General features: G+C 70.5%; 22 protein-coding genes and 1 pseudogene. 12 read left to right on the top strand and 11 right to left on the bottom strand.

Translation table 11 applies throughout. The annotated features are described in order from the left end of the window. Window positions 1-154 precede the first annotated feature (154 nt). Window positions 155-445: a hypothetical protein gene (locus ACFYWX_RS26200; protein ID WP_389426527.1), complete on the top strand. Its 291-nt coding sequence runs from the start codon at window positions 155-157 to the stop codon at window positions 443-445. Window positions 446-464: 19 nt separating this feature from the next. Here ACFYWX_RS26200 and ACFYWX_RS26195 read toward each other — a convergent pair whose 3' ends face one another. After that, a complete protein-coding gene (locus ACFYWX_RS26195; RefSeq protein ID WP_389426526.1) occupies window positions 465-2132 on the bottom strand; it encodes an amidohydrolase in 1668 nt (555 codons plus the stop codon). 53 nt (window positions 2133-2185) lie between these two features. Then, window positions 2186-3727, bottom strand: a complete 1542-nt coding sequence (locus tag ACFYWX_RS26190) for an APC family permease (RefSeq protein WP_389426525.1) — start codon at window positions 3725-3727, stop codon at window positions 2186-2188. Between the two features lie 148 nt (window positions 3728-3875). Between ACFYWX_RS26190 and ACFYWX_RS26185 the strand changes: the two genes are divergently transcribed. Next, window positions 3876-4616, top strand: coding sequence for a TetR/AcrR family transcriptional regulator (locus tag ACFYWX_RS26185; RefSeq protein WP_389426524.1), 741 nt, complete (start codon window positions 3876-3878; stop codon window positions 4614-4616). A gap of 13 nt (window positions 4617-4629) precedes the next feature. Here ACFYWX_RS26185 and ACFYWX_RS26180 read toward each other — a convergent pair whose 3' ends face one another. Beyond that, window positions 4630-5238 (bottom strand): TetR/AcrR family transcriptional regulator, encoded by a 609-nt coding sequence (locus tag ACFYWX_RS26180; protein ID WP_389426523.1) that lies wholly within the window; start codon window positions 5236-5238, stop codon window positions 4630-4632. A 224-nt stretch (window positions 5239-5462) separates the two neighbouring features. Continuing rightward, complete coding sequence (locus ACFYWX_RS26175; RefSeq protein WP_389426554.1) at window positions 5463-5720, bottom strand: hypothetical protein; 258 nt, start codon at window positions 5718-5720, stop codon at window positions 5463-5465. A gap of 535 nt (window positions 5721-6255) precedes the next feature. Between ACFYWX_RS26175 and ACFYWX_RS26170 the strand changes: the two genes are divergently transcribed. The 3 genes and pseudogenes from ACFYWX_RS26170 to ACFYWX_RS26160 all read left to right on the top strand — a co-directional run bounded on the left by ACFYWX_RS26170 (window position 6256) and on the right by ACFYWX_RS26160 (window position 11632). After that, on the top strand, window positions 6256-7005 hold the full coding sequence (locus ACFYWX_RS26170) for a hypothetical protein (RefSeq protein WP_389426552.1): 750 nt from the start codon (window positions 6256-6258) through the stop codon (window positions 7003-7005). A 61-nt stretch (window positions 7006-7066) separates the two neighbouring features. Further along, window positions 7067-7614, top strand: a pseudogene (locus ACFYWX_RS26165) (iron-containing alcohol dehydrogenase); the annotation flags it as partial. 373 nt (window positions 7615-7987) lie between these two features. Next, on the top strand, window positions 7988-11632 hold the full coding sequence (locus ACFYWX_RS26160) for a family 78 glycoside hydrolase catalytic domain (protein WP_389426522.1): 3645 nt from the start codon (window positions 7988-7990) through the stop codon (window positions 11630-11632). On the opposite strand, the gene ACFYWX_RS26155 is transcribed toward ACFYWX_RS26160, so the two are convergent. From ACFYWX_RS26155 to ribA, 5 genes are all read right to left on the bottom strand, one after another. Continuing rightward, window positions 11590-12036, bottom strand: coding sequence for a hypothetical protein (locus ACFYWX_RS26155; protein WP_389426521.1), 447 nt, complete (start codon window positions 12034-12036; stop codon window positions 11590-11592). The genes ACFYWX_RS26160 and ACFYWX_RS26155 overlap by 43 nt on opposite strands. Then, a complete protein-coding gene (locus tag ACFYWX_RS26150) occupies window positions 12033-12224 on the bottom strand; it encodes a hypothetical protein (RefSeq protein ID WP_389426520.1) in 192 nt (63 codons plus the stop codon). Before ACFYWX_RS26150 ends, ACFYWX_RS26155 begins: the two co-directional genes overlap by 4 nt. Window positions 12225-12324: 100 nt before the next feature. Further along, a complete protein-coding gene (locus tag ACFYWX_RS26145) occupies window positions 12325-13257 on the bottom strand; it encodes an NADP-dependent oxidoreductase (RefSeq protein WP_389426519.1) in 933 nt (310 codons plus the stop codon). Between the two features lie 32 nt (window positions 13258-13289). Further along, on the bottom strand, window positions 13290-14237 hold the full coding sequence (locus ACFYWX_RS26140) for an NADP-dependent oxidoreductase (protein ID WP_389426518.1): 948 nt from the start codon (window positions 14235-14237) through the stop codon (window positions 13290-13292). Window positions 14238-14277: 40 nt separating this feature from the next. Next, on the bottom strand, window positions 14278-14916 hold the full coding sequence (gene ribA, locus ACFYWX_RS26135) for a GTP cyclohydrolase II (protein WP_389426517.1): 639 nt from the start codon (window positions 14914-14916) through the stop codon (window positions 14278-14280). A gap of 107 nt (window positions 14917-15023) precedes the next feature. On the opposite strand from ribA, the gene ACFYWX_RS26130 reads away from it, so the two are divergent. Continuing rightward, window positions 15024-15575, top strand: coding sequence for a MarR family winged helix-turn-helix transcriptional regulator (locus ACFYWX_RS26130; RefSeq protein WP_389426516.1), 552 nt, complete (start codon window positions 15024-15026; stop codon window positions 15573-15575). Window positions 15576-15677: 102 nt separating this feature from the next. Here ACFYWX_RS26130 and ACFYWX_RS26125 read toward each other — a convergent pair whose 3' ends face one another. Continuing rightward, a complete protein-coding gene (locus tag ACFYWX_RS26125) occupies window positions 15678-16886 on the bottom strand; it encodes an MFS transporter (protein ID WP_389426515.1) in 1209 nt (402 codons plus the stop codon). Between the two features lie 97 nt (window positions 16887-16983). Here ACFYWX_RS26125 and ACFYWX_RS26120 point away from each other — a divergent pair, with 97 nt between their 5' ends. From ACFYWX_RS26120 to ACFYWX_RS26100, 5 genes are all read left to right on the top strand, one after another. Continuing rightward, window positions 16984-17556 carry a TetR family transcriptional regulator gene (locus ACFYWX_RS26120; protein ID WP_389426514.1) on the top strand — a complete coding sequence of 191 codons (573 nt, stop codon included), beginning with the start codon at window positions 16984-16986 and terminating at the stop codon, window positions 17554-17556. 121 nt (window positions 17557-17677) lie between these two features. Beyond that, window positions 17678-18508: a hypothetical protein gene (locus tag ACFYWX_RS26115; RefSeq protein ID WP_389426513.1), complete on the top strand. Its 831-nt coding sequence runs from the start codon at window positions 17678-17680 to the stop codon at window positions 18506-18508. A gap of 277 nt (window positions 18509-18785) precedes the next feature. Beyond that, window positions 18786-19553, top strand: a complete 768-nt coding sequence (locus ACFYWX_RS26110) for an IclR family transcriptional regulator (RefSeq protein WP_389426512.1) — start codon at window positions 18786-18788, stop codon at window positions 19551-19553. Between the two features lie 68 nt (window positions 19554-19621). After that, window positions 19622-20608, top strand: a complete 987-nt coding sequence (locus tag ACFYWX_RS26105; RefSeq protein ID WP_389426511.1) for a PDR/VanB family oxidoreductase — start codon at window positions 19622-19624, stop codon at window positions 20606-20608. A 29-nt stretch (window positions 20609-20637) separates the two neighbouring features. Continuing rightward, window positions 20638-21849, top strand: a complete 1212-nt coding sequence (locus ACFYWX_RS26100) for a cytochrome P450 (protein WP_389426510.1) — start codon at window positions 20638-20640, stop codon at window positions 21847-21849. 296 nt (window positions 21850-22145) lie between these two features. Here ACFYWX_RS26100 and ACFYWX_RS26095 read toward each other — a convergent pair whose 3' ends face one another. Beyond that, the gene (locus ACFYWX_RS26095) at window positions 22146-23012 is read right to left on the bottom strand and encodes a maleylacetate reductase (protein WP_389426509.1); all 867 of its coding nucleotides are present in this window, start codon (window positions 23010-23012) and stop codon (window positions 22146-22148) included. Between the two features lie 44 nt (window positions 23013-23056). Here ACFYWX_RS26095 and ACFYWX_RS26090 point away from each other — a divergent pair, with 44 nt between their 5' ends. Continuing rightward, on the top strand, window positions 23057-23836 hold the full coding sequence (locus tag ACFYWX_RS26090) for an IclR family transcriptional regulator (protein ID WP_389426508.1): 780 nt from the start codon (window positions 23057-23059) through the stop codon (window positions 23834-23836). Window positions 23837-23848 lie beyond the last annotated feature (12 nt).

Genomic DNA, 23848 nt, shown 5'->3' with positions numbered 1-23848 from the left:
CATCCGGAAGGTAAAGCAGATGGGGAATCGCACTTACCCTGAGCAGCGGCCTGACGGGGCCCGCGATGCTGATCCTTCGAGCCGTGAACGCCCTTGTGGAGCATGGAAATTACCGATTTCATGGGTGCCTGCACGACTGATTATGATCTTGGTCATGACTGTGCAGAACGCTGACAAGGCCCTTTCCCGCAAGCAGAGACTTCAGGAGAAGCAACGCCGCCAGTTGGCGGTGGTCGACACCGTGGACAAGGCCGAGGCCAAGGTCCGCAAGGCAGAGGTCGAACTGGCCGTGGCTGTCACTGAGGCGGTGCAGGTGTTCGGCGACGAGTTGTCGGCGTCGGAGGGGCTCGATATGCCGGTCGAAGCGATCCGGCGCTTCCTTGGCATGGCTCAGGACGAAGCGGCCGGTGCCGACAACGTCGCCGAGGCCGCCGGCACCTCCTGAGATCGGCGCCGCGCTGCCATCAGGCGTCGGGAGTCGCGTGGACGCGTTCCCCCTCCACGAAAGTCTCCAGGACCCGGGTGGCCGCGATCTCCTCGGGCGGGCCGGTGAACGGGTCACGGTCGAGGACGACCAGGTCGGCCGCCTTGCCGACGGTGATGCTGCCGGTGATGGTGTCGAGGCGGTTCACGTAGGCGCTGCCCGCCGTGTAGGCGGCGAGGGCGGTGCTCAGGTCGAGGCGCTGTTCGGGCAGGAACTCGGGGGTGCCCTCGGGTGCGTCGGGGGAGACGCGGTTGACGGCGACGTGGATGGCCTGGAGCGGGTCGGGGCTGCTGACCGGCCAGTCGCTGCCCGCGGCGAGCGTCGCTCCCGCGCGCAGCAGGTCGCCGAACGGATACTGCCGGGCGCCGCGGTCTGGGCCCAGGAACGGCAGGGTGAGCTCGTCCATCTGCGGCTCGTGGGCTGCCCACAGCATCTGCAGGTTGGCGGTGGCGCCCAGCGCCCGGAAGCGTCGCACGTCATCGGGGTGGACGACCTGGAGGTGCGCCAGGTGATGGCGCGTGTCGCGGTGCCCGTTGGCTGTACGGGCGGCCTCCACGGCGTCCAGCGCTTCGCGTACCGCGCGGTCGCCGAGGGCGTGGAAATGGACCTGGAAGCCGAGCGCGTCGAGCTCGGTGACGTATTTCTTCAGTTCGCCGGGTTCGACGAAGCTGATACCGCTGGTGTCCGAGGCACAGCCGCAGCCGGTGAGGTACGGGTCGAGCATGGCGGCGGTGTGGTTCTCGGCGATGCCGTCCTGCATGATCTTCACCGTGCCGGCGCGGAACCTGCCTCCGCTCAACTCCTCGCGCCGCGCGACGAGTTCGGGGATCTGTTCGGCGCCGCGTTGGCGGTCCCACCACAGCGCGCCGACCACGCGGGCGGTGAGGAGCCCCCGGTTCAGGGCCGCGCGGTACGAGGGCGCCGGGTCCGGCATGTTGGCGTACCCACCGACGATGGCGTCCTGCCAGGCGGTGACGCCGTGGGAGTGCAGCACGGTCTGGGCGCGCAGGAGCGCGGTCAGTTGTTCCTCGGGGGTGGGGTCGGGCACCAGCCGGCCCACGAGGTGGACGGCGCCCTCCTGGAGCATCCCGGTCGGGTTGCCGTCGGCGTCGCGTTCGATGCGGCCGTCGGCGGGGTCGGGGGTGCGGGCGTCGATCCCGGCCCGCTGCAGGGCCCGGGTGTTGACCCAGGCTCCGTGGTGGTCGCGGTTGGGCAGGAAAACGGGCCGGTCGGGGACGATCGCGTCGAGGGCGGCGGCGGTGGGGGCGCCGCCGGGGAAAGCCTCCAGGGACCAGCCGCCGCCGGTGATCCACTCCGCGTCCGGGTGCTCATCGGCGTACGCCCTGATCCGCCGCAGGTACTCGGTGGCGTCGACCGTGTCGGCCAGGTGGCACATGCCGAGTTCCAGGCCCGCGCCCTGCGGGTGCACGTGGGCGTCCTGGAAGCCGGGCAGCAGCAGTTTTCCGGCGAGGTCGACGACCTCGGTGCCCGGCCCGATCAGGGCGTGCACCTCGTCGTGGCCGACGGCCGTGATCCGTCCGCCGTGCACCGCCACGGCGGTGGCGTGGCTGCGGGCGGGATCGACGGTGTGGACGGGCCCGCCGGTGAAAACGAGATCGGCGGGGCCCGTGACCTGGGACTGCGGCATGGGGTGGACTCCAGAGGAGGGGATCCGGACGGTGGGCATAGTGCAAGGACCCCTCAGACGGCTGTGCGGTCCATGGGGAGGGTGATCGCCTCGGCGTCGGTGCCGCTTCCGGTGGTGAAGTACGGCGACCGGCGGACGTACTTGGCGACCGCGGCCATCCCGAGGCCGGCGAGGACGATGACGGCGGGCAGGGAGAACATGAACCACCCGTTGTCGGGGCTGAGTTCGAAGTGGTCGCTCATGGTCAGGTACGAGTATCCGAGGTAGCCGCCGAGGCCGAGCAGCACCAGGCTGGACACGGCGGGCACGCCCACCGCGAGCACCGCCGTGCGCAGCCCTTCGCGGCGGGCGGAGCGGAAGCGGACGGCGCAGGCGAGCGCGGTGAGGCCGTAGTAGAGGGCGACGAGCAGGCCGATGGAGTTGACGGCGGCCAGCAGCATGTCGCTCAGCCGTGGGATGGCGACGGCCAGCAGGGCGATCGCGGTGGCGATGGACAGCACCACGACCGTTCCGGCGGCGGGCGTGCCGTACCGCGAGTGCACCCGGGTCCACAGCGGCCCCATGGTGCGGTCCCGGCCCATCGCGAGCAGCCCGCGCGCCGTGGGGATCAGCGTGGACTGCACGGAGGCCGCGGCAGAGAACATCAGGGCGACCACGGGCAGGGTGGCCCAGGGTTCGGCGGCCAGCTTCTGCCCGAGGTACGGCAGGGCCTGCGGGCCGTTCTTGATGAGTTCGGTGAGGCTCATCTCCCGTTGGAAGGCGACCGAGGCGAAGAGGAACAGGCCGAGCATCGCGAACAGGGCGATCAGGCCTCCGCGGGCCGCATCGTCCGGGCTCTTCGTCTCCTCGTTGACGCTGAAGGCCGCGTCCCAGCCCCAGAAGAAGAACACCGCGAGCACCATGCCCTGGGCGAAGGTGGTGCCGTCGGCGATCTCGAACGGGTTGAACCAGGAGAGGGAGAAGGACTGGTCGCCGGTGACAAGGGCCCAGCCGCAGAAGCCCAGCAGTACGGTGTACTCGAAGACCAGCAGCGCGAACTGGAAGCGGGTGGTGGCGCGCGTGCCGGTGACGGCGAGGGCGGTGAGGCCGAGCAGGAGCACCAGCCCGACGGCCGTGCTGATGCCGGTGGACGCCGGATCGAGGGCGATGCCCGCCAGACTGTGCAGGCCGGCCTTGTTGGCGAAGATGAGGACGACCGATCCCATGATCGCGCTGGTGTAGGCGCAGAAGATGACCGAGCCGACGATGGTGACCCATCCGGTGAGGAAGCCGGGCCAGGGGCCGAGGGTCCTGCCGACCCAGGTGTAGCCGTTGCCGCAGTTGGGTTCGGAGCGGTTGAGGCGGGCGTACGCGGTGGCGATGCCGAGCACGGGCAGGAAGGCGAGGAGCAGGAGCGCAGGGGCCTGCAGCCCCACGATGGTCGCGATCGTGCCCATGCCGATGGCGATGCTGGTGGTGGCGGCGGTGCTGGAAGCGGCGATGGCGACGCCGTCGACGACACCGAGGGAGCGGCGCAGTCCGGTGCCCGGTCCGCCGGACGGGGCCGGCGGCGAGGGCACAGGCGGCGTGGATGGCTGGGGAGACAGAGAGGTCATGGAGGGCTCCTCGCGGGGAGGGGATGAGGGTAGAGCCGCGCGGGACTGTGATGGAACACCTGGCGTCAATCTTGCGTCAATGCTGTTGACATAAGGGTGGCGGTCCCCTTCACTGCCGGTACGTGGTCCCGACCGGCAGGAGCCAGGCATGCCCACTCGTGTCCCGCAGGAGCGCAGACGCCGACGCCCCACCCGCACGGGGATCCTGCTGTCGGAAGACCTGATCGTGGAGACCGCGCTGCGGCTGATCGGCGAACACGGCCCGGAGGCGCTCAGCGTACGCAGGCTCGGCACCGCCCTCGGCTGCGACCCCAGCGCCCTCTACCGCTACTTCCACGACACCGACGACCTGGTGCTCGCCATCGCCGATCGCATCATCGGCGACGCCATGGCGGGCTTCGCCCCCGGAGACGACTGGGTGGCCGCACTGCGCGACATGGCCCGGCGGGTTCGCGCCGGATACCTCGCCCATCCCCGTGCGGCCGCCTTCGCCTCGTACCGGGTGACCCGGCGCGAGAACGAGATCCGTGCCGTGGAGACGGGGATCGGCCTCCTGCTTTCCGCAGGCTTCGCACCGGCCGACGCGACGCGCCTGTATCTGACGTTCATCGACACCGTGCTCAGCCATGCGGCCATGGACGCCGCCTTCCAGGCACTCCCGCGACAGCAGCGCGAGGCCGATCACCGGGCGTGGAGCGAGGTGTACCAAGCGCTGGATCCAGCGTCGTATCCCGCGCTGACCACCGTGCGCCAGGAACTGCACACCATCGGGAACAGCTCCTTCGAGGAGGCGGTCGGCCTTCTGTTGGAGGCGCTGGCGGCACGTGCCCCCGCAAGGCGGGCCAGGGGTGCGGAAGGACATGCCACGGAACGTCCTTCCGTGGCGTAGCGGACCTCTCCCTTCACACTTCGGCGTGCTGGTGGTCGAAGAGCAGCCTTACGAAGTCGGTGACGGGTCCGACGATGTCGAGGTCCTGGTCGAGTACCCACTGCAGTTGGAGCCCGTTGAGCACGGCATGGAAGAGGACCGCCGCGCTCTCGGGACTGATGCCTTCGCGCAGCCTGGTGCGCGCGGCCTCGTCGTCCAAGCCCTCGGCGAACTGGGTGCGCCCGCGTTCGTAGCGCTCGGCGAAGTAGGTGTGGGCGGGATGATCCGGCCGTGAGGCCGCGGCTGCGAGCTCGATCCACAGACGCATCAGTTCTGGCGCCTTCTGGTGGTGGCGGATGAGCTTGCCGAGGTAGGGGGCGAGCTGATCCGGGCTGTCCACCTCTTCCAGGCCCTGCTGCCATTCCTCCGCATCGCGTTCGGCGAGCACCTCGGCGAGGAGCTCTTCCTTGTTGCGGAAGTGATGCAGGAGGCCGGCGTGGGTGATGCCGGCCCGCTCCGCGATGTCGCGCAGGGAGGCTTTGGCGTAGCCGTTGTCGGCGAAACTGTCGCGTGCCGCGCGTACGATCTCCGCCTTGCGGGCCGGTGTCCCGGCGTACGGCCCCCGCGCTCTTGCCTGACCCACGGTGCGCTCACTCTCCTCGAATGCAGGAAACCCGAAATGTGAATAAAGGTTCACATAAAGCTTGAAAGGAGGCTCACATACGACCACTCAGCGGCTTTCCCGGGCGTCGAGGAGGTAGGAGACGGCCGCCGTCTGGAGGTGGCTGCGCAGTTCGTTCCAGGGCAGCGGGCGGTCGGACTCCAGGAACTCGCCCTGGGTGACACGGTGTGCGATCGCGGCGTAGATCAGGGGAAGGCGAAGTCCAGCGCGGCCTCGGGGTCCGGATGCGCGACGGGTGTGTGGCGCAGTGCCTCGGCGAAGTTGCGGTTGCCCTCGATGCTCACGCGGGAGCCCTCGGCTCGGACCGCTTCGTGCCGGGTGCCGAGCAGCAGGAAGACGCGTAGCAGTGCCTCGCGCGCCTGGAAGGTGTCGGTGAGCGCACCGACCGCCTCGGCGATCGCCACGGCCGGATCGCGCAGGATGCGCAACCGCTCCGCGGACATGCGCTCCGTGATCTCGGCCTGGAGGTTCTCGGTGAAGGCGTGCTGGATGGCCAGCAGGAGGCCTCCTTGTCGCCGAACCGACGGTAGATGCTGCCGACCGCCATGCCGGCCCGCTCGGCGACCGCGGCCACGGTGGGCGCGTCCACTCCGCCCTCTTCGAGCAGTGTGTACCCGGCCTTGAGGATGTCCTGCTGTGAACGGCGGCTGCGTTCCTGGAGGGCGGCGGGCCTGCCGGTGGTAGACTCGGTCACTCGCGCATTTTAGCGACCCGGCTCTTGACGCCCACGCCGTCAGTGTGTGAATCTCCCCTCACATTAAATGTGAATAGCTCCTCACATATGGAGGGCGGTGGCGTGCAGGGTCGCGCCTCGCCTTCCTCTTCCCACCTCACCCCTCGCAATGGCGCGGGAGTGGCTCCGGAGGTACTCATGGCTCCGCTCTACGACATCGCCGTCATCGGCTACGGACCGACGTCGCCGCGTCCCTGCTCGGCCGGCTCGGTCATCGGGTAGTGGTCTGCGAGCGCTGGCCGGCCCTGTACGGGCTGCCCCGGCTCACCCACATCGACGACGAGACCGCACGTACCGTCCAGGCGGTGGGCGTCTCCATGCTCGTCGAGACCATGAACGGGTCCGCGGAGGGAACCGAGAGCACCGTCCTCGGCCCCTTCCACATGACCGAGTCGCCCCGTCGCGAGCTCGGCGACTCCATCGACTTCCTCGGCACCGGCCGTCCCTGCGTCGTCTCCGGCCGGGTGTTGACCGCCGACGGAACCCCGCTGCCGGACACCGAACTCGACGTGTGGCAGTGCTCGGAGGACGGTTTCTACGACGTGCAGCAGCCCGACGTGCAGCCGCCGGGAAACGGGCGCGGGCTGTTCCGCACGGACGGCGGGGGCCGCACCGTCGTCCCCTCCCACTACCCGATCCCCACCGACGGCCCCGTGGGCCGCCTGCTCGAAGCCACCGGCAGGCATCCCTACCGCCCCGCCCACATCCACTTCATCGCGAGCGCCGATCACCACCGCCCGGTCACCACCCACGCGTTCGTCGCGGACAGCCCCTACGTCGACGCGGACGCCGTTTTCGCGGTCAAGCGGGGCCTGATCGCCGACTTCACCGAGTCCTTCGACGTGCCCGCCGCGCCGGAGACCGTCGGCGCCAGGGCGCGGCTGGGCGCCGCCGGCAGCGGTCGCCGCCGCATCCGACGCGTGCGTGATCTGGCCGTCGGGCAGCTGCCCGCGCCGACTCGCCGCGGCGGCGGGACGCAGAACGCTTCGGCGTGACCGTGCCCTTCACCCACGTCGAGTTCGACATCGTCCTGGCACCGGAAGCGGACACGACGGGATGACCTTCACCTACGAGGCCCTGCCGATGCGGGTGGTCTTCGGTGCCGGCAGCCTGCCTCAACTGCCTGAAGAGGCAGAGCGGTTGGGTCTGCGGCGGCTCCTGGTGCTCTCCACGCCGGGCCGGCGTGCGCTGGCCGAGCAGGCCGCCACCCTGCTGGGCGAGGCATGCCCCGGGCTGTTCACCGAGGCCCGGATGCACGTACCGGTCGACATCGTTCGGAAGCGGCCCGCGCAGCCGCACGCGACACCGGCGCGGACGGCTGTCTGGCCATCGGCGGCGGCTCCACCATCGGCCTGGGCAAGGCGATCGCCCTGACCACCGGCTTGCCCGTCATCAGCGTGCCCACCACGTACGCCGGCTCCGAGATGACCCCCGTCTGGGGACTCACCGACAACGGCCGCAAGCGCACCGGCCGCGACCGGGCCGCTCTGCCGCGCAGCGTCGTCTACGACCCCGAACTCACCCTCCGCCTTCCCGTGGACACGTCGGTGACCAGCGGTTTCAACGCCATCGCGCACGCCGTGGAAGCCCTCTACGCGCCCGACGCCTACTCCGCCCTGTGGTTCGACGAGGCGGACGCCCTGACCGGCTTCCGCGCCTGGCAGCAGGCCTTGACCGGCCACGCGGAGAGGCACGGTGCGCACTTCCGACCCTCGCTGTCCTTCTTCCTCCTCACCCGCGAGGTCGTGATCTTCGACGACCTGGCCGACGGCGGCACCGCAGGGTGAGTCATCGACTCAGACCATTGTGTTTCGGCCGAGGTTGTTCGTAAGCTTTCCACTTGGAAGGTATTGAAACGTTTCAATATCTGACGGGGGAGGGACACCCCTGCTGCAGCGCGGTGCGCTTACGAAAGGAATCTGAGCCGTGGCCGAGGAGAACAGAAGTGCGTTGAGCCGCCGACACATGCTCGGCATCATGACGGCCGCGGCAGCCGGGGCCTCACTCCCGCTCGCCGCCGCGCCGAACGCCGTGGCGGCGAGCGCGGCAGCATCGGGCAGGCCCGGTTCCGCACCCGCAGACCTGCAGGTCAACTCCCGGGTCGCACCCCTGGGTACGGAGACCGCGCCGGCGTTCAGCTGGGTGCCTCCGGTGGCCAGGCAGACCGCGTACGAGATCCAGGTCGGCACCGGGCCGGGCAAGGCGGACGTCTGGCGCAGCGGCAGGGTGGCGAGTTCGAACAGCACCGAGGTGGCCCACGGGGGCGGCGCGCTGCGGTCGGAGCAGGCGTACTTCTGGCGGGTGCGGACCTGGGACGAGAAGGGCGCACCCGGTCCCTGGAGCGAGCCGGCGATGTGGGAGACCGGCCTGCTGAAGGCCGAGAAGGACTGGTCGGGCGCGCGGTGGATCGGCGGCCGCGAGGCGCAGGACCACGACTGGAAGGACCTGACCGCGACCGTCGTCTTCCGCGGCGGTTCCGACGCCGCCGGCGGGCTGTCCTTGCTGCTGCGCGCCGAACCCATCGGCAAGACGTGGGGCGAGGGCCTCAACTGGACCGTCCGGCAGAGCGGCGACGACATGCAGCTGGTGATGAAGACCAGCCACTACGCCGGCAACACCTGGGTCGACGACGGCACCTCCGAGCCCGACTGGGGCGTCAACCACTACGACCCGCAGAGCGAGACCAACCCCACCACCGCGGGCACCCGGAGCGTCCCGGTCGACACCGTCACCCTCCCCGCCTCGACCGGGCTGACGAAGGACACCTGGGCCACCCGCGACCACACCGTGCGGGTCGCGGTCATCGGGCTCACCGTGACCACCTCCGTCAACGGTGCCGAGGTCGACAGCCGTACGCTCACCGGCGACCAGATCCGCCGCCACGGCAGCTTCGGCTTCGGCGGCGGCACCTCCGCCACCGTCCGCAGCGTCAAGGTGACCGGCACCGGCGCCCCCGACTTCTCCGTCGACCTCACCACCGGCGCCAACCCGTTCGAGAACGGCATCGGCAGCCCCGCAGGCCTGACCTTCCCGCCGAAGAACCCCTTCATTCCGTCCAAGAACAGCGTGCTGCCGATCGCCAACCCGGCCCCGGTACTGCGTCGCGCGTTCACCCTGCCCCGAGGCCGCCGTATCGCCAAGGCCCGATTGCACCTGAGCGCCGCCGGCAACGTCACCTTCACCGTCAACGGCGACCCGATCACCGTCGACGGCAAGCCGGCGAACCGTGGCCGGACCAACGTGCCCCGGCTGCTCACCGACCAGAGCACCTACGACCGTACGGTCCTCTACGACACCTTCGACGTCACCGCGCTGCTGGAGGCCGGCCGGGAGAACGTCGTCGCCGCCGAACTCGGACGCGGCTGGTACGGCGTGACCACACCCCAGGAGTGGTACTGGCAGCTCGCCCCCTACACCGGTCAGCCCCGCCTGCGCGCGAAGCTCGTCGTGACCTACACCGACGGCTCCGCCACCACGCTCGTCACGGACGAGGACTGGCTCGGCGCGGACGGACCGACGACGTTCGACTCGGTCTACTCGGGCGAGAAGTACGACGCCCGGCGCGCGGACCAGCTGGGGGAGTGGCGCTCACCCGGCTACCGGACCGGCCGTGACTGGCGCCCTGCCACCGTGCTGATCCCGCCGGGCAGTTGCGCGGGCCCCTCGCCGAAGTACCACGGCACGCTGCCCGCCACGACGGTTCCCGACGGCTTCAAGCCTGCCGTGCCGCGGGCCCACGAGGCGGAGCCGGTGCTGGTCAACCAGACGCTGCGCCCTGTCTCGATCACCGAGACGGCGCCCGGCTCGGGGACCTGGGTCCTGGACTACGGCCAGATCCTGACGGGCTTCGTCCGCCTGCGGCTCACCGGCATACGCCCCGACAAGGCGGGCCTCACCCTGCGGATCCGCGGCGGCAACCGGATCGTCGCCGGCGACGGCACGGCCGCCTCCCCGCTCTCCGTCGAGGAGGAGAACTTCCAGCACGACGCCAACCTGCAGACGCACTACTACGCCCTCGGCAGGCGGTCGACGCAGACCTGGGAACAGCAGTTCAGCCACTTCGGCTTCCGCTACCTGGAAGTGATGAACCTAGAGGCGGTCCTCGGGCGAGCCCCCGACGTCACCCGGGACGCGGACGTGTTGACCGTCGACGTCGCCCGCTCCGGCTTCGCCCGCACCGGCACCTTCACCACCGACAACGCCCTGCTCAACCGCCTCCAGCGCAACCTGGAGTGGGCCGAGCAGAACAACCTCGTCCAGAAGCCCACCGACACCCCGTCGCGGGAGAAGAACGGCTGGACCGGCGACGCCATGGCCAGCTCCGAGTCGGAATCGCTGACCTGGGACGTCAACGCCGTCTTCACCAACTACCTGCGGCACTTCCCCGACACACAGATCTCCACCGGCCAGCTGCCCATGTTCGTCCCCATCGCCAAGGGCGGCTACGGCTACGACCACACGCCCGGCTGGAACGCCGCGTGGAAGGCGGTGCCCGCCTGGGACTCGGCGTACTTCGTGATGCCGTGGGAGCTGTACACGTACTACGGCAACAGCAGCCTGTTCGCGGAGCTGTACGACCACCAGGACACGCTCCTGAAGTACTACGAGACGCTGTTCACCGCAGAGAACGACTACAAGTTCGAAGCCTCCCTCGGTGCCTATTCCGGCGCGGAGAGCCCCGGCAGCAACGCCGTCATCAGCCTCGCCTTCTACATCCACTTCTGCGACTACATGGACGAGGTGGGCCGCAGGCTCGGCCGCACCGAACGCGCCGCCCACTACGCGAAGTTGGCACGGACGCTCCGCAAGGCCTTCATCGCCAACTACTGGGATGCCGCACAGGGCCACTTCACCCAGGGCAGCATCTCCAGCGAGAACACCCTGGCCATCGCCTTCGACCTGGTGCCCGGCTCGGACCTGAGCTCCGGCGACCCCCGCTACCTGGCGGGCACGAAGACGGTCGAGGAGAACAAGAAGGCCCTCGCGAAGCTGCTCGCCGACCGGATCGTGGCCGCGGACCAGCACCTCCAGAACGACATGTACGGCTCGCGCTACGAGTTCAACATCCTCAGCGAGTACGGCTACACGGACATCGCCCTCAAGGCCGTCACCCAGACCGGCCTGCCCGGCTACGTCCACCAGATCGCCAAGGGCGCCACCTCGCTGTGGGAACAGTGGACCGACCGGCTCTCGGTCAACCACCACTACCGCTCCAACGTGGCCACCTGGTTCTACCAGAGCCTGGCCGGCATCAGGCCGACCTCGACCGCCTACGAGTCACTGCGGATCCGCCCGTACATCCCCTCGGCCGCGGTCAACAGCCGGGTTCCGAAGAACACCGAGGACACCGACCTGGCACCCGCGATCCTCGACCACGTCAGCGCCTCGATCGACACCGTGCGGGGCGAGGCGTCCTCGGAGTGGCACCGCCGCCCGGACGGCAGGATCGACTTGGCGGTCACCATCCCGTACAACACCGAGGCCGAGATCTGGGTTCCCACCCGGGACAAGCCCGTCACCGCCCCTCGGGGTGTCGCCTTCGTCCGTGACGACACGTCCGGCGGCGCGGCCTACAAGGTCTACCGGGCCCGGGCGGGCCGGTACCGCTTCAACGCCGCGTGACCTGACCGCGCGGACCGCCGCACCGTGCCGAGGTGTCGCCTTCGGCACGGTGCGGCTTCAAGAGAGAGGACATGAGGAGGGCCTCGACGAGCCGGGTCATGCGGTGCACCTCGCAGGTCGTCGAGGGTGAGGGAGGCGCTCGCCAGGGACACCGCGCTCGGCGTGTGCGCGGGCGCGTGGCGCCCGGTGGTGAGGCGCAGCCACCACTCGGCGGGTGCGGTCAGGACGGCGTCGGGCCGGTCCGGCTCATCGGTGAGCGAGATCGCGTTGCCCACCTCCAGTCCGAAGGTGCGCTCGGGTGCGGTGGTGTGGACGGCCATGCGGACCGGGCGGACGGCCAGGGCGTCGGCCTTGCCGAGGAAGTCCAGGAACGGGTCGGCCTGGTCGAGGAGCAGTCCGGTCACGCGGGCAGCAGGGGCGCCTCGTGATCGAAGGCGACCTCCACGTCCCAGGTGTGGTGGGCGAACTCCGTGAGCCGCACGCCGGCCACCGTGGCGACATCGACTGCCACGGGCAGGAAACCGAGGTCGACCGTCAGATAGTCGTGTCCGCTGCGCAGGGCACCGATGGTCTGGTCGGCTCGGTCGGTCATGTGCGTTCTCCGTAGAGGTGTCAGGAAGGGAGATACGAAGGGAAAGGGGGCGTGGACGTGACGGGGGTCACTGCACTCGCGGGTTCGCGCGCGGCCCCGGTCAGGGGACCAGGACGATCTTGCCGTGGGTGTGCCGCTGCTCCAGCTCCGCGAAGGCGTCGGCGACGCGGTCGAGCGGGTAGGTGGCGGCGATCGGGATCTCGACGGCCCCCGAGGCGACCAGGTCGGCCAGTTCCACCAGGATCTCGCGTGCGGTCGCGTTGTGGCGTCCGTCCGTCCGGGCGCCGATCTCCGCCGCACGTTGCATGGCGACGGTCGTCTGGATGCGGTCCGGCTTGATGCCGAGGGCGACGGCGAGGTCGAGGTACTCGGGTCCGTAGAGGTCGATGAACGCGTCGATGCCGCTCGCTCCCGCCACCTGTTCGAGCCGCTCGCGAAGGCCGTCTCCGTACGGCACCGGGATCACGCCGTGCTTCTCCAGCCACTCGGCGTTGTCCGGCGAGGAGATGCCGAGCACGCGCACGCCCCGACCGGTGAGCAGCTGCACGAGGAACGAACCGACCCCGCCCGCGGCGGCGGACACCACGACCGTCTCCCCTGGCTGGGCAGCGACGGCGCGGCCGGCCGCGTAGGCCGTGGCGCCGACCATGTGCAGGGAGCCCGCCGCCTCCCAGCTCACGTGAGGCGGCTTGGCCACCAACTGGGCCGCCCGGACAGCCGCGTGCGTCGCCTGCGTGCCCGCGCTCGGCGTCCAGCCCAGCACCTCGTCGCCGACGGCGAGCCCGTCCACCCCGGCGCCGACCGCGGTGACGACCCCGGCGAGGTCGCTGCCCTGGCCGGAGGGGAAGTCCACCGGGAACAGATCGCGAATCACCCCGGACCGGATCATCGCGTCGAAAGGATTGATGCCGGCGGCACGCACCTCGACGACGACTTCTCCGGGCCCCGGCTCGGGGGTCGGGACGTCGGTGACGTACAGCACGTCACGAGCGCCGTACTGGTCGAAACGTACTGCCTGCGCTGTTCGGTTCATGTCTTCTCCGCAAGGTGTGGGGCCGGGCGCGATCAAGGGACGATGACGGTCTTTCCGGTGGCGTGGCCGGCTCGTGCCTTGGCGATGAGGGCGGGGGCGTCGGCGAGGGGGACTTCGGCGTCGATACGGACGCGCAGTTCCCCGATGGCGGCGAGTTCGGCGAGCGTGGTCAGCGTCTCGACGGTCGGGCTGTTGGAGAAGTTGACGCCGCGGATGCCGCGGGCGGCCAGGGCATCGGGGTGGGTGGCGTGGTTGGTGCTGATCAGTGTGCCGCCGGGGCGGAGCAGACCGGCCATGGGGCTGATGTCGCCGCCGGTCGGGGTGACGAGGTCGAGGACGGCGTCGATGCCGTCGGGGTGGGCGGCGGCCACCTGCTCGTGGGTGGGGCCCTGGGTGAAGTCGATGACGGTGTGGGCACCGAGGTCGCCCAGATGGTCGGCCACCTCGGGCGTTCCGGTGGCCAGTACGCGGGCTCCGAACCGGGCGGCGAACTGGATGGCCGACTGGCCCACGCCGCCGCTGGCACCGTTGATCAGCAGCGTGTGACCTCGCTCGAGACGTGTGGCCTGGACGGCCTGGTAGGCGGTCACACTCGCGGTGGGAAGGGCCGCGGCGAGTGTGAAGGGGAGGGCCTGAGGTATGTGGGCGATCTTGCCGTCCTGCTCGGCGACGGTGTACTCGGCGTAGGAGCCCTGTCCCTGGGGCAGGCGCATGAACTGCCCGTAGACGCGGTCCCCGGGGCGGAAGCGGGTGACGCCCGGGCCCGTCCTCTCGACGACGCCCGCTGCGTCAGAGCCCATGACCAGGGGGAAGTCGTGCGTGACGGAGTCCTTGAGGGCGCCGTCCGTGACCTTCCAGTCGAAGGGGTTCACTCCGGCGGCGTGGATGCGCACCAGGACTTCACCGGCGCCGGGCTCGGGGGTGGGCAGGTCGACGAACTCGGGCTCGGTTCCGAAATCGGTGACGACGACGGCTTTCAAGGCGATGCCTTTCTGGGCTGATGGGTGACCGTGGCGGGCGTCAGCCGACCAGGCTCGCCACCGGTGCGAGGGCGATGGTGTGGTGGGTGTGCTCGACCTTGGCGTGCAGGTAGCGCAGGTTGCTGGGGGTGGTGTGCACGCCGGTGGGGACGGTCCGGCTGACCGAGACGCCGAGGTCGCGCAACTGCCGTGCCTTGTCGGGGTTGTTGGTGAGCAGGTTCAGCTCGGTGATGCGGAGGGCGGTGAGCATCTGGGCGGCGGCGGTGTAGTCGCGGGCGTCTTCCGGCAGGCCGAGGGCGGTGTTGGCCTCGTAGGTGTCCAGGCCGGCGTCCTGCAGGGCGTACGCGTCGAGCTTGTTGTAGAGGCCGATGCCGCGGCCTTCCTGGCGGAGGTAGAGCAGGACGCCTCCGGTGGTTGCGATGCTCTCGACGGCCTCGCGCAGCTGGGGGCCGCAGTCGCAGCGGGCGGAGCCGAAGACGTCACCGGTGAGGCATTCGGAGTGCAGACGCACCAGCGGGGTGGCAGCGGCGGCCGGGTCTCCCAGGATCAGGGCGACGTGCTCGGCGCCGTCGGACAGGCCGTGGAACGTGACCACCTCGGCGGTCACCTGGTAACCGTCGGAGAAGCTCAGCGGGATGTGGACCCGGGTGCGGACGGTGGCTGCGGCGGTGGTGGTCATGGCCTCTCCCGTGGTGGTCAGGTCGTCTCTGTTCGCATCGTTCAAATTTGAACGTGACGCCTACGATAGAGTGGAGTTCCAATTTGAACAACTGGAAGAGGTGTGACGTGGGTCATACGCGTTGGCTGAACGACGAGGAGAAGCGCGCCTGGACGGCCTTCACCACCGCGCACGCGCTGCTGTACCGGCAACTGGAGCAGCGGCTCAAGCGTGATTTCGGCCTGTCCGGCCTGCAGTACGAGATCCTCGCCCGGCTCAGCGGGGCCCCGAACCGGGAGCTACGGATGGCGGAGCTGGCCGGCGCCCTGGTCAACTCCAAGAGCGGGCTGACCTATCAGATCGGGCAGATGGAGAAGGCCGGGCTGGTGCGCCGGCGCTCCTGTCCCAGCGACGACCGCGCGGTCTTCGCCGTACTCACCGACGAGGGCATGGCGCTGCTGGAGCGGGCGGCGCCCGGCCATGTGGAGACGGTCAGGGAACTGCTCATCGATGTGCTCACACCCGAACAGGTGCGGGCGCTCGCCGACGGCCTCGGCGAAGCGAACCGCCGCATGGCCGCCGGCCAGGGCGCTGCGAGCCCTCCCCGAGCCGACGGGACCGCATGCCCGGATGCCGGTGCCGGTGCCGGCGCCGAGGCCGTTGCTGACCTCGGCGCGTGACGGAGGCGTTGGGATGTCCGACTCAGTGGTCGGCGAGCTGGGCCTGGACGGCGGCGCGGTTGAAGTACGCCTCGGCGTGGGATGGGTCGGTGCTGACGGTGTTCACCGCGCCGCACCGACCGGCTGGGGCCGGGCGTCCCGGTCGTCGTGCCGCCTGCGGCGGCCGACCAGGTACGCGGCGAGGGCGAGGAGTGCGGACAGAGCGATGAGCGCGCAGACCGCCCCCCAGCCCAGCTGGACGTAGGCGCGGGCGCCGAGCCACGACCCGGCACTGCCGCCGAGAAACGCGCAGGTCATGTAGCCGGTGTTCAGACGACTGCGGGCCTCGGGCCGCAGGGCGAAGATACGGGCCTGGTTGGCGACCTGGCCGCACTGCACCGCCACGTCCAGCAGGAGCAGTCCGGCGGCCAGTGCCACGAGCCCCACCACTCCGCCCAGCGAGCCCGCGGTGAGCACCGCCGCCGCGGCGAGGGCGGCCAGGATGCACCACAGGTTCACCCGGTCGGCACCGAGCCGGTCCACCCAGCGTCCGGCCGCGGGCGCGCAGAACATGCTGCCCGCGCCGATCAGGGCCAGCAATCCCACGGCCTGGGTGCCCATGTCGTACCGGGGGCCGGTCACGAGGAGGGCCAGTGCGGTCCAGGCGGCGCTGAACCCGCCGAAGACGGTGACCTGGAAGAGCGCGGAGCGCTGCAGCTCCTTCTCGGTGCGCAGCATCCGCAGGGTGTCGGCGAGCAGGGTCGGATAGCGGTCGTGCACGGCCGGGGTGTTGCCGGGCAGGGCGAGGCCGAGGACGACGGCGAGCAGCGCGGTCAGCGCGGCGGCGACGAGGTACGGAGCACGCCAGCCCAGGTGCTCACCCAGCACGCCGCCGAAGGTGCGGGCCAGCAGGATGCCGCCGATCAGGCCCGCCTGCAGAGTGCCGATCACGCTGCCGCGCCGATCGGGCTCGACCAGACCCGCCGCCATGGGCAGCAGCAACTGCGGTACCACGGTCGCCGCACCCACCACGGCACCGGCCGCGAGCAGCAGGCCGGTGGCCGGGGCGAGACCGGCTGCCAGGAGGGCGACGCCGGTCACCGCGAGCAGCCCGGCGATCAGTGGACGGCGGGGGAGGCGGTCGCCGAGTGGCACCAGCAGAAAGATTCCGGCGGCGTAGCCGAGCTGGGTCACCGTCGCCACGATCGCCGCCGTGGCCGGGGTGACACCCAGGCCGTCGGCGATGAGCGGAGTGAGGGCCTGCGGGAAGTAGACGTTCGCGACACCGACACCACAGGCCAGCGCCATCAGTAGAGGCAGCTTGCGGGACATCAATCGACTCCAACCGAACGAACTGGATGGTTCGCTTTCGAGGCTGACATACGGACCTTGGAATCGTCAAACGAACCAGTTCGTTACCATCGGATGCATGGCATACGACTCCACGGCGACCAAAGAACGCATTCTCGCGGCGGCGACCGCGGAGTTCGCCGCGCACGGCGTCGCCGGTGCCCGGGTGGACCGTATCGCCGCCCGGGCCAAGGCCAACAAGCGCGCGATCTATGACTACTTCGGTGACAAGAGCAAGCTCTTCGCCGTCGTTCTCGAACGCGCCCTGGCCGGCCTGGCCGAGGCCGTCCCGCCGAGCGACGATCTGCCCGGCTATGCCGAGCGCCTCTTCGACTACCACCGCGCCCACCCCGAGGCCCTGCGCCTGGTCATGTGGGAGGCCCTCGAGATCGGCGACGAGCCCGTCCCTGCCGAAGAGGCCCGCACCCGCCACTACCAGGACAAGATCGACGCCGCAGCGTCCACCGGTCCGGGCGGTGACGCTCGCACGCGTGTGTTCTTCACGCTCGCCCTGGCGAGCTGGAGCATCGGCATGCCCCAGCTGCGGCGGATGGTCCTCGGCCCTGACCACGACCTCGACGACCTCCGTACGGACGTGGCCCGGGCCGTACGGGCCCTGTCGGCGGTGGGCGATGTGTCTGTGCAGGAGTAGTCGTGGCTCCTCACATGACAGGCGTGTCGCGCGCCAGAATGTGGGCGACTCGCGTGACCTGCCGGTGCGCGGCCTTCCGGAGGGTGGGCGGCCCCTCGACGTGGTGAGGATCCGATCAGGGGTGCCCGACGACGAGACCGGCTGTCGGCTGGAGCAGCGCCAGGACTTCCACACCCTGTACTGGATCCGGTCCGGCGCCGGTCGTCAGGTCATCGACGGGAAGCCCACGGAGGTGGGCTCTCCGACGCTGACCCTTGTCGGCCGTGGCCAGGTGTACCGGTGCGAGCACATGAGCGACATCGACGGCGCGGTCATCAGCTTCGGCGACGACCTGCTGTACGAGGGGTCCGCGGCGCAGGTGAACCCGGTGTGGCTCGTCGGGCGCTACGGGGCGCCGGTGAGCATGCCGGTCGAGGACGCTGCGCGCATGGACCGGCTCGTCGACAGCCTGGCAGCCGAGGCACAGCGCCCGCAGGACGCGCTGAGCGTGGAGGTCCAGCGGCACCTGCTGCTCACTCTGCTGTTGCTGGCCCAGCGCCACTACGACGGTGCCCGCGCCCACGGGGCGATGAACGACGACGGTGACGCGCGGCTGCACCGCCGCTTCGTGGCACTGCTGGAGCGGGACTTCGCCCACTTCCACATCGCGGACTTCGTGGCGTGGAACAACCGCAGGTGGGACATGCAGGCGTATTACCACGCGTCCGATGTCTACGTGGAGATGTACGGGAAGGCGACCGACGGTCGACGCTCACATCGCCGCGATGAAGGACATCCTCGTCGAATACCCCGAGGCCCGGATCGTGCAGCACTACCCCAACGTCGTGCAGGGCGACTGGACCGCGACCATCGGCCACTACAACCTCGAAGGGGTCAACGTCTGCACCGTCGCCCGCCACCACAGAGGGCAGATGGTCGAGGAGTACCTGTTCACGCGGCTGCTCGCCGATGACGAGCCCGACCCGTACGCCAAGGACGAGATCCTGGTGAGCATCACCAGCCCGACAGCAACCTGCTGCAGGCCGCTGCCGACATCCGTCCCGGCTGGAACGTGGTCGTACGCGGCACCCAGCTGGGCAAGCGGTCGGCCACCTTCACCCGGCGCGAGGGCGGCAAGGTCGTCGAGCGGCTCCGGTTCGCCGCGGTCTGGCATCGCGCCCGGACCGGGGGCACCCGAGCGGACGGGGTGCCCCTCTTGACCTGCCAGAAAGGAATCCGATGATGGCCAGGTGAGGACACAGAACGGCGAGTCGGTTCTGGCGCGGGTCGTGCGGATCTTCGAGGCGTTCACGCCGGAGGAGTCGGCCCTGACCGTCTCGGAGATCTCGCGGCGCACGGGGCTGCACGTGGCGACCGGGTCGCGGCTGGTGGCCGAGCTGGTCTCCTACGGGTTCCTGACCCGGGACGCCGACCGCCGGGTCCGGGTGGGCATGCGCCTGTGGGAGCTGGCCACCCGGGCCTCGCCCTCCCTGTCGCTGCGCAACGCGGCGATGCCGTTCATGGAGGGCGTCCACGACGTCGTCGGCCACCACGTGCAGCTCGGCGTGCTGGACGGCGACGAGGTGCTGTTCCTGGAGCGGCTGACGGCACCGGGCGCGGTCATCAACTACACGCGCATCGCGGGGCGCCTTCCCCTGCACGCCTCCTCCAGCGGCCTGGTCCTCCTCGCCCACGGCCCCGCCGACCTGCGGGAGCGGGTGCTCGACGAGCCCCTGGAGCGCTACACCCCGAACACTCCGGCCACCGCCGCCCGGCTGCGGGCCGTGCTGGCCGAGGTCCGTCGGCAGGGGTACGCGTACTGCCCGGGATACGTGCACCCGGACGCCCTGGGCGTCGCGGCGCCGGTGCGCGACGCGCGCGGTGAGGTGGTGGCCGCGCTGGCGGTGATCGTTCCCAACGAGGCGGGGGCCTCGTCCGTCGTGCCCGTGGTGCGGACGGCGGCACGCGGTGTGTCCCGTGCGCTGGGTGCCGGTGGAAGTTCGTCTCTCACTGAATGAGAACGCCGTCGCGGCGGTATGCCCCGGCCGCGCATCCTGCCTGGCAAGCCATAGACGGGAGCGACGACGTGGTCGTGAACAGCGTGGAACTGCCGGCGCCGAGGAGCGCGGCGAACGCGGCGACTCTGACGGTCACCGCCAAGGAGCGGGCCGCCGAGGGCGTCGTGTCCCTCACCCTCGCCCACCCGGACGGTGCCCGGCTGCCGGACTGGACGCCCGGTTCCCACATCGACCTGATACTGGCGGACGGGACGACCCGGCAGTACTCCCTGTGCGGCGACCGATGGGACGCGCACACCTACCGGATCGCCGTGCTGCGGGAGCCCGCGGGACGGGGAGGATCCGCCTATGTGCACGACCAGTTGCGTCCGGGGGACCGCGTCGGGGTCGGCGGCCCCCGCAACCACTTCCCTCTCGTGCCGTCGGAGAAGTACCTGTTCATCGCGGGCGGCATCGGCATCACCCCGCTGCTGCCCATGGTGCACCAGGCCGAACTGATCGGCGCGGACTGGCAGTTGCTGTACGGCGGCCGTACGCGGTCGTCGATGGCCTTTCGCGAGGAGCTGACGGCCACCTACGGCGAGAAGGTGCACATCGCCCCGCAGGACGAACTCGGACTGCTGGACCTGGCGTCCTGGCTGGGCACACCGCGACCCGACACCCAGACGTACTGCTGCGGCCCCGCCCCGCTGCTCACCGCCGTCGAAGCCGCCTGCGCCGCCTGGCCGCCGTACGCCCTGCGCACCGAACGCTTCACCGCCGCCGCGCGGACCGCGCCGCTGCGCGACACCGCCTTCGAGGTCGAACTGAGCCGTACAGGACGCACGGTCACCGTCACCCCGGACCTGTCCGTGCTGGAGGCGGTGCGTCGCGCCGGCGCCGATGTGCTGTCCTCCTGCGAGCAGGGCACCTGCGGCACGTGTCTGACACCGGTGCTGGAGGGACAGCCGGACCACCGGGACTCGATCCTCGCCGACCACGAACGGGCCGCGAACGACTGCATGTTCCTCTGTGTGTCGCGCTCATGCGGCGACCGCCTGGTCCTCGACCTCTGAGACCTCTTCACATGCCTTAAGGAGCCGCCATGACCGAGGCACTGGAGCGTGCCGTCCTGCCGCCCGTGAGCGATGCCGACCCCTTCGCCCACGACGTCCTCCTGGACCCCGAACCGCTGCACCAGGCTTTGCGCGAGGCCGGTCCGGTCGTGTACCTCTCGCGCTACGACGTCCATGCCCTGGCCCGCTACGAGCAGGTGCACGCCGCCCTGGTGGACTGGCAGCACTTCGAGTCGGGATCGGGCGTTGGCCTGGCCAACTTCCGGCACGAGAAGCCGTGGCGTCCGCCGAGCCTTCTGCTGGAGGCCGACCCGCCCCGGCATGACGCCCCACGCCGGGTGCTGCGGGAGATCCTGGCCCCGCCGGCACTGCGTCGCCTGCGCGAGAAGTGGCACGCTGTGGCCGAGGAACTCGTCGAGCAAGTCCTCGCCGAGGGAGCTGAGTTCGACGCCTTCACCGCGCTGGCGGAGGCGTTCCCGCTGCGGGCCTTTCCGGATGCGGTGGGCCTCGGGCCGGACGGACGCGAGAACCTGCTGCCGTACGGCAACATGGCCTTCAACGCTTTCGGTCCGCGCAACGACCTCGTCGCGGCGGACGCGCACCGGGTGGCCGCGCTGTCGGCATGGGTGAACGCCCAGTGCGTCCGGGAGGCGTTGAGCGAGGACGGCTTCGGCGCGCAGATCTGGGCGGCCGCCGACCGGGGCGATCTGACGTACGAGCAGGCGCCGTTGGTGGTGCGCTCCCTGCTCACCGCAGGCGTCGACACCACCGTGCACGGCCTGGCGGCCTGCCTGTACGCCTTCGCCACCCACCCCGAGGAATGGCAACGGCTGAGGAAACGCCCGGAGTTGGCGCGGGCCGCGTTCGACGAGGCGGTCCGCTGGCAGTCACCGGTGCAGACCTTCTTCCGTACCGCCACGACCGAGGTGACGATCGCCGGTACGGCCGTCCCGGCGGGCACGAAAATCCTCATGTTTCTCGGCGCGGCCAACCGCGACCCGGACCGCTGGCACGACCCCGACCGCTTCGACCTGACCCGCGACCCCTCGGGCCACGTCGGCTTCGGTATGGGCATCCACCAGTGCATCGGCCAGCACGTGGCCCGACTGGAGGCCGAGGCGATACTGACCGCCCTGGCCCGCCGCATTGAGCGCATCGAACTCACCGGCACCCCGCACCGCCACCCCAACAACACCCTGCGCTCGTGGGCGTCCCTGCCCCTGCGCGTCCAGCCCGTCTGATCAGGAGGGAACCCAGCAATGTCCCAGGAGGTCTGGTGAGACACCGCGGTCTGGCGGCACGGAGCCCGTGTCCGGCCATGTCCACCGCGACCGCCGGGCGGCCCATGGCCGCCACGTGGGCGATGACCTCACTCCAGCACCAGGACCCGTGCCAGTAGCCGTGAACGAAAATCAGCGGGGTCGAACCAGCGGACATGATCACTCCTTTGCGCGCGTCCAGAAGAAGTGCGGAGGATTCGACCGGATCCGGACTTGTGCGCTCCAGTCGAATTCCGCCCGACGGAAGAACTCGTCGCTCAGTTCTCCTCGTCAGCCACCGTCAACGGGTCCGCCCCCTGCCAGGCCGCTCGCAGTAGCCGCCGCAGACCGCGGGAGGTCACAGCGCGCGGGTTGTTCGCCGGGACCACCTCGAGGATCGCGCGCACGGCATCATCGACGGCGGCCTCGTCGAGCCCGTGGTCCCGCAGCGCCCTGGGCGCATCGACAGCACGCCGCAGCCCATGCAGGCCCTCCAGGGCCGACGCGGCGCCGAACGCCTCCGCGATGCGGCGCTCGGCCTCGGGAGCGGCGGGCGCGTTGAAAGCCAGCACATACGGCAGTACGACCGCGTGCTTCTGGGCGTGCGGCAGGTCGTACGCGCCTCCCAGCACATGACAGATCTTGTGATGCAGCCCCGAACCCGCCGAGGAGAACGCCACGGCCGACAGGTAGGCCCCGTACAGGACCTGCTCGCGGCCCTCCGATCCGGCCGGGTCGGCCACCACCGCCGGCAGCCCGGCCGCCAACGCCCGGATGCCCTCGCCCGCCAGTGCCCGGTCCACCGGATCGGTGCGCGGCGCCCACATGGAGTCCACACAGTGGGCGAGAGCGTTCAGTCCTGACGCGACACTCATCGCCACCGGCAACGACAGGGTCAATGTCGCGTCGTACTCGATCGAACGTGGCAGAACCCGCGCGTCCACTCCGGTGGTCTTGCGAACCCCCTCGGTCAGCCCCCAGACGCTGGTGGCCTCCGACCCCGCGTACGTCGTCGGCTCGGCCACGATCGGGAGCCCGGTGGTCAGCGCGACCGCCTTCGCCAGACCGGTCGTCGAGCCCCCGCCGACGCTGACCAGGAGACCCACCTCGTGCGCGGCCGCCGCGGCGTCACCATGCCGCGCCACGGCGTGACGGTCGAGGTCCCGGTCGGAACCAGCATGGAGGCCTGATGCCCCGTACGAGTCAGCCTGGCCGGAGCGTGGGTTCGCGGCTGTTCGAGGTGCTCTTCGCGTTCCGGCCCGGTCGGTCCCGGCTCACCCTCGCCGACCTGACCCGGGAGACCGGCCTGGCTCATGCCACGGTGCGCCGGCTGGCGCTGGAACTCGTCGAGGCCGGGGCGCTGGATCGCGCACCGGACGGCGCGTTCACCGTGGGCATCCGGCTGTGGCGGCTGGGCACGCTGGCGCCGCTGAGCGTTCTGTTGCGCACCGTGGCACTGCCGTTCATGGACGACCTGCACACCGCGCTGCGCCAGCACGTCCAGCTGGCGGTACTGGAGGGCACCGAGGCGGTGTTGGTCGAGCGGCTGTCGGCGTGCAACGCGGTGGATGTCGTATCGAGGCTCGGCGGGAGGCTGCCGCTGCACACTTCCGGCGTGGGCAAGGTGCTGCTCGCCCACGGCGGCCCGGAGCTGATGGAGCAGGTCATGGCGCAGGGCCTGCCGGCGTACACCGAGCGCACCGTCACCGATCCGGCGCGGCTGCGCACCATGCTGGCCGAGTGCCGCGAGACCGGCGTGGCCGTCGTCCGTCAGGAAACAACACCGGGGGTCGATTCGGTGGCCACCCGTGTCCTCGACGCCGACGGCGAAGTCGTCGCGGCCCTGTCGGTCGTCGTAGGCGCCGGGTCGGTCGACCTACGCGCGATACGGCCGGCGGTCATCGCCTCCGGCCTGGCCGTGTCCCGCAGGCTGGGCTGGCATCCGTCGGCCGGAGTGCGAGTCACCTGACCAGCGGCTCTG

Source organism: Streptomyces sp. NPDC002888 (assembly GCF_042888465.1).
GTDB lineage: Bacteria > Actinomycetota > Actinomycetes > Streptomycetales > Streptomycetaceae > Streptomyces.
The sequence above is the reverse complement of the archived record's forward strand: the minus strand, read 5'-3'. Positions and strand labels throughout refer to the sequence as shown.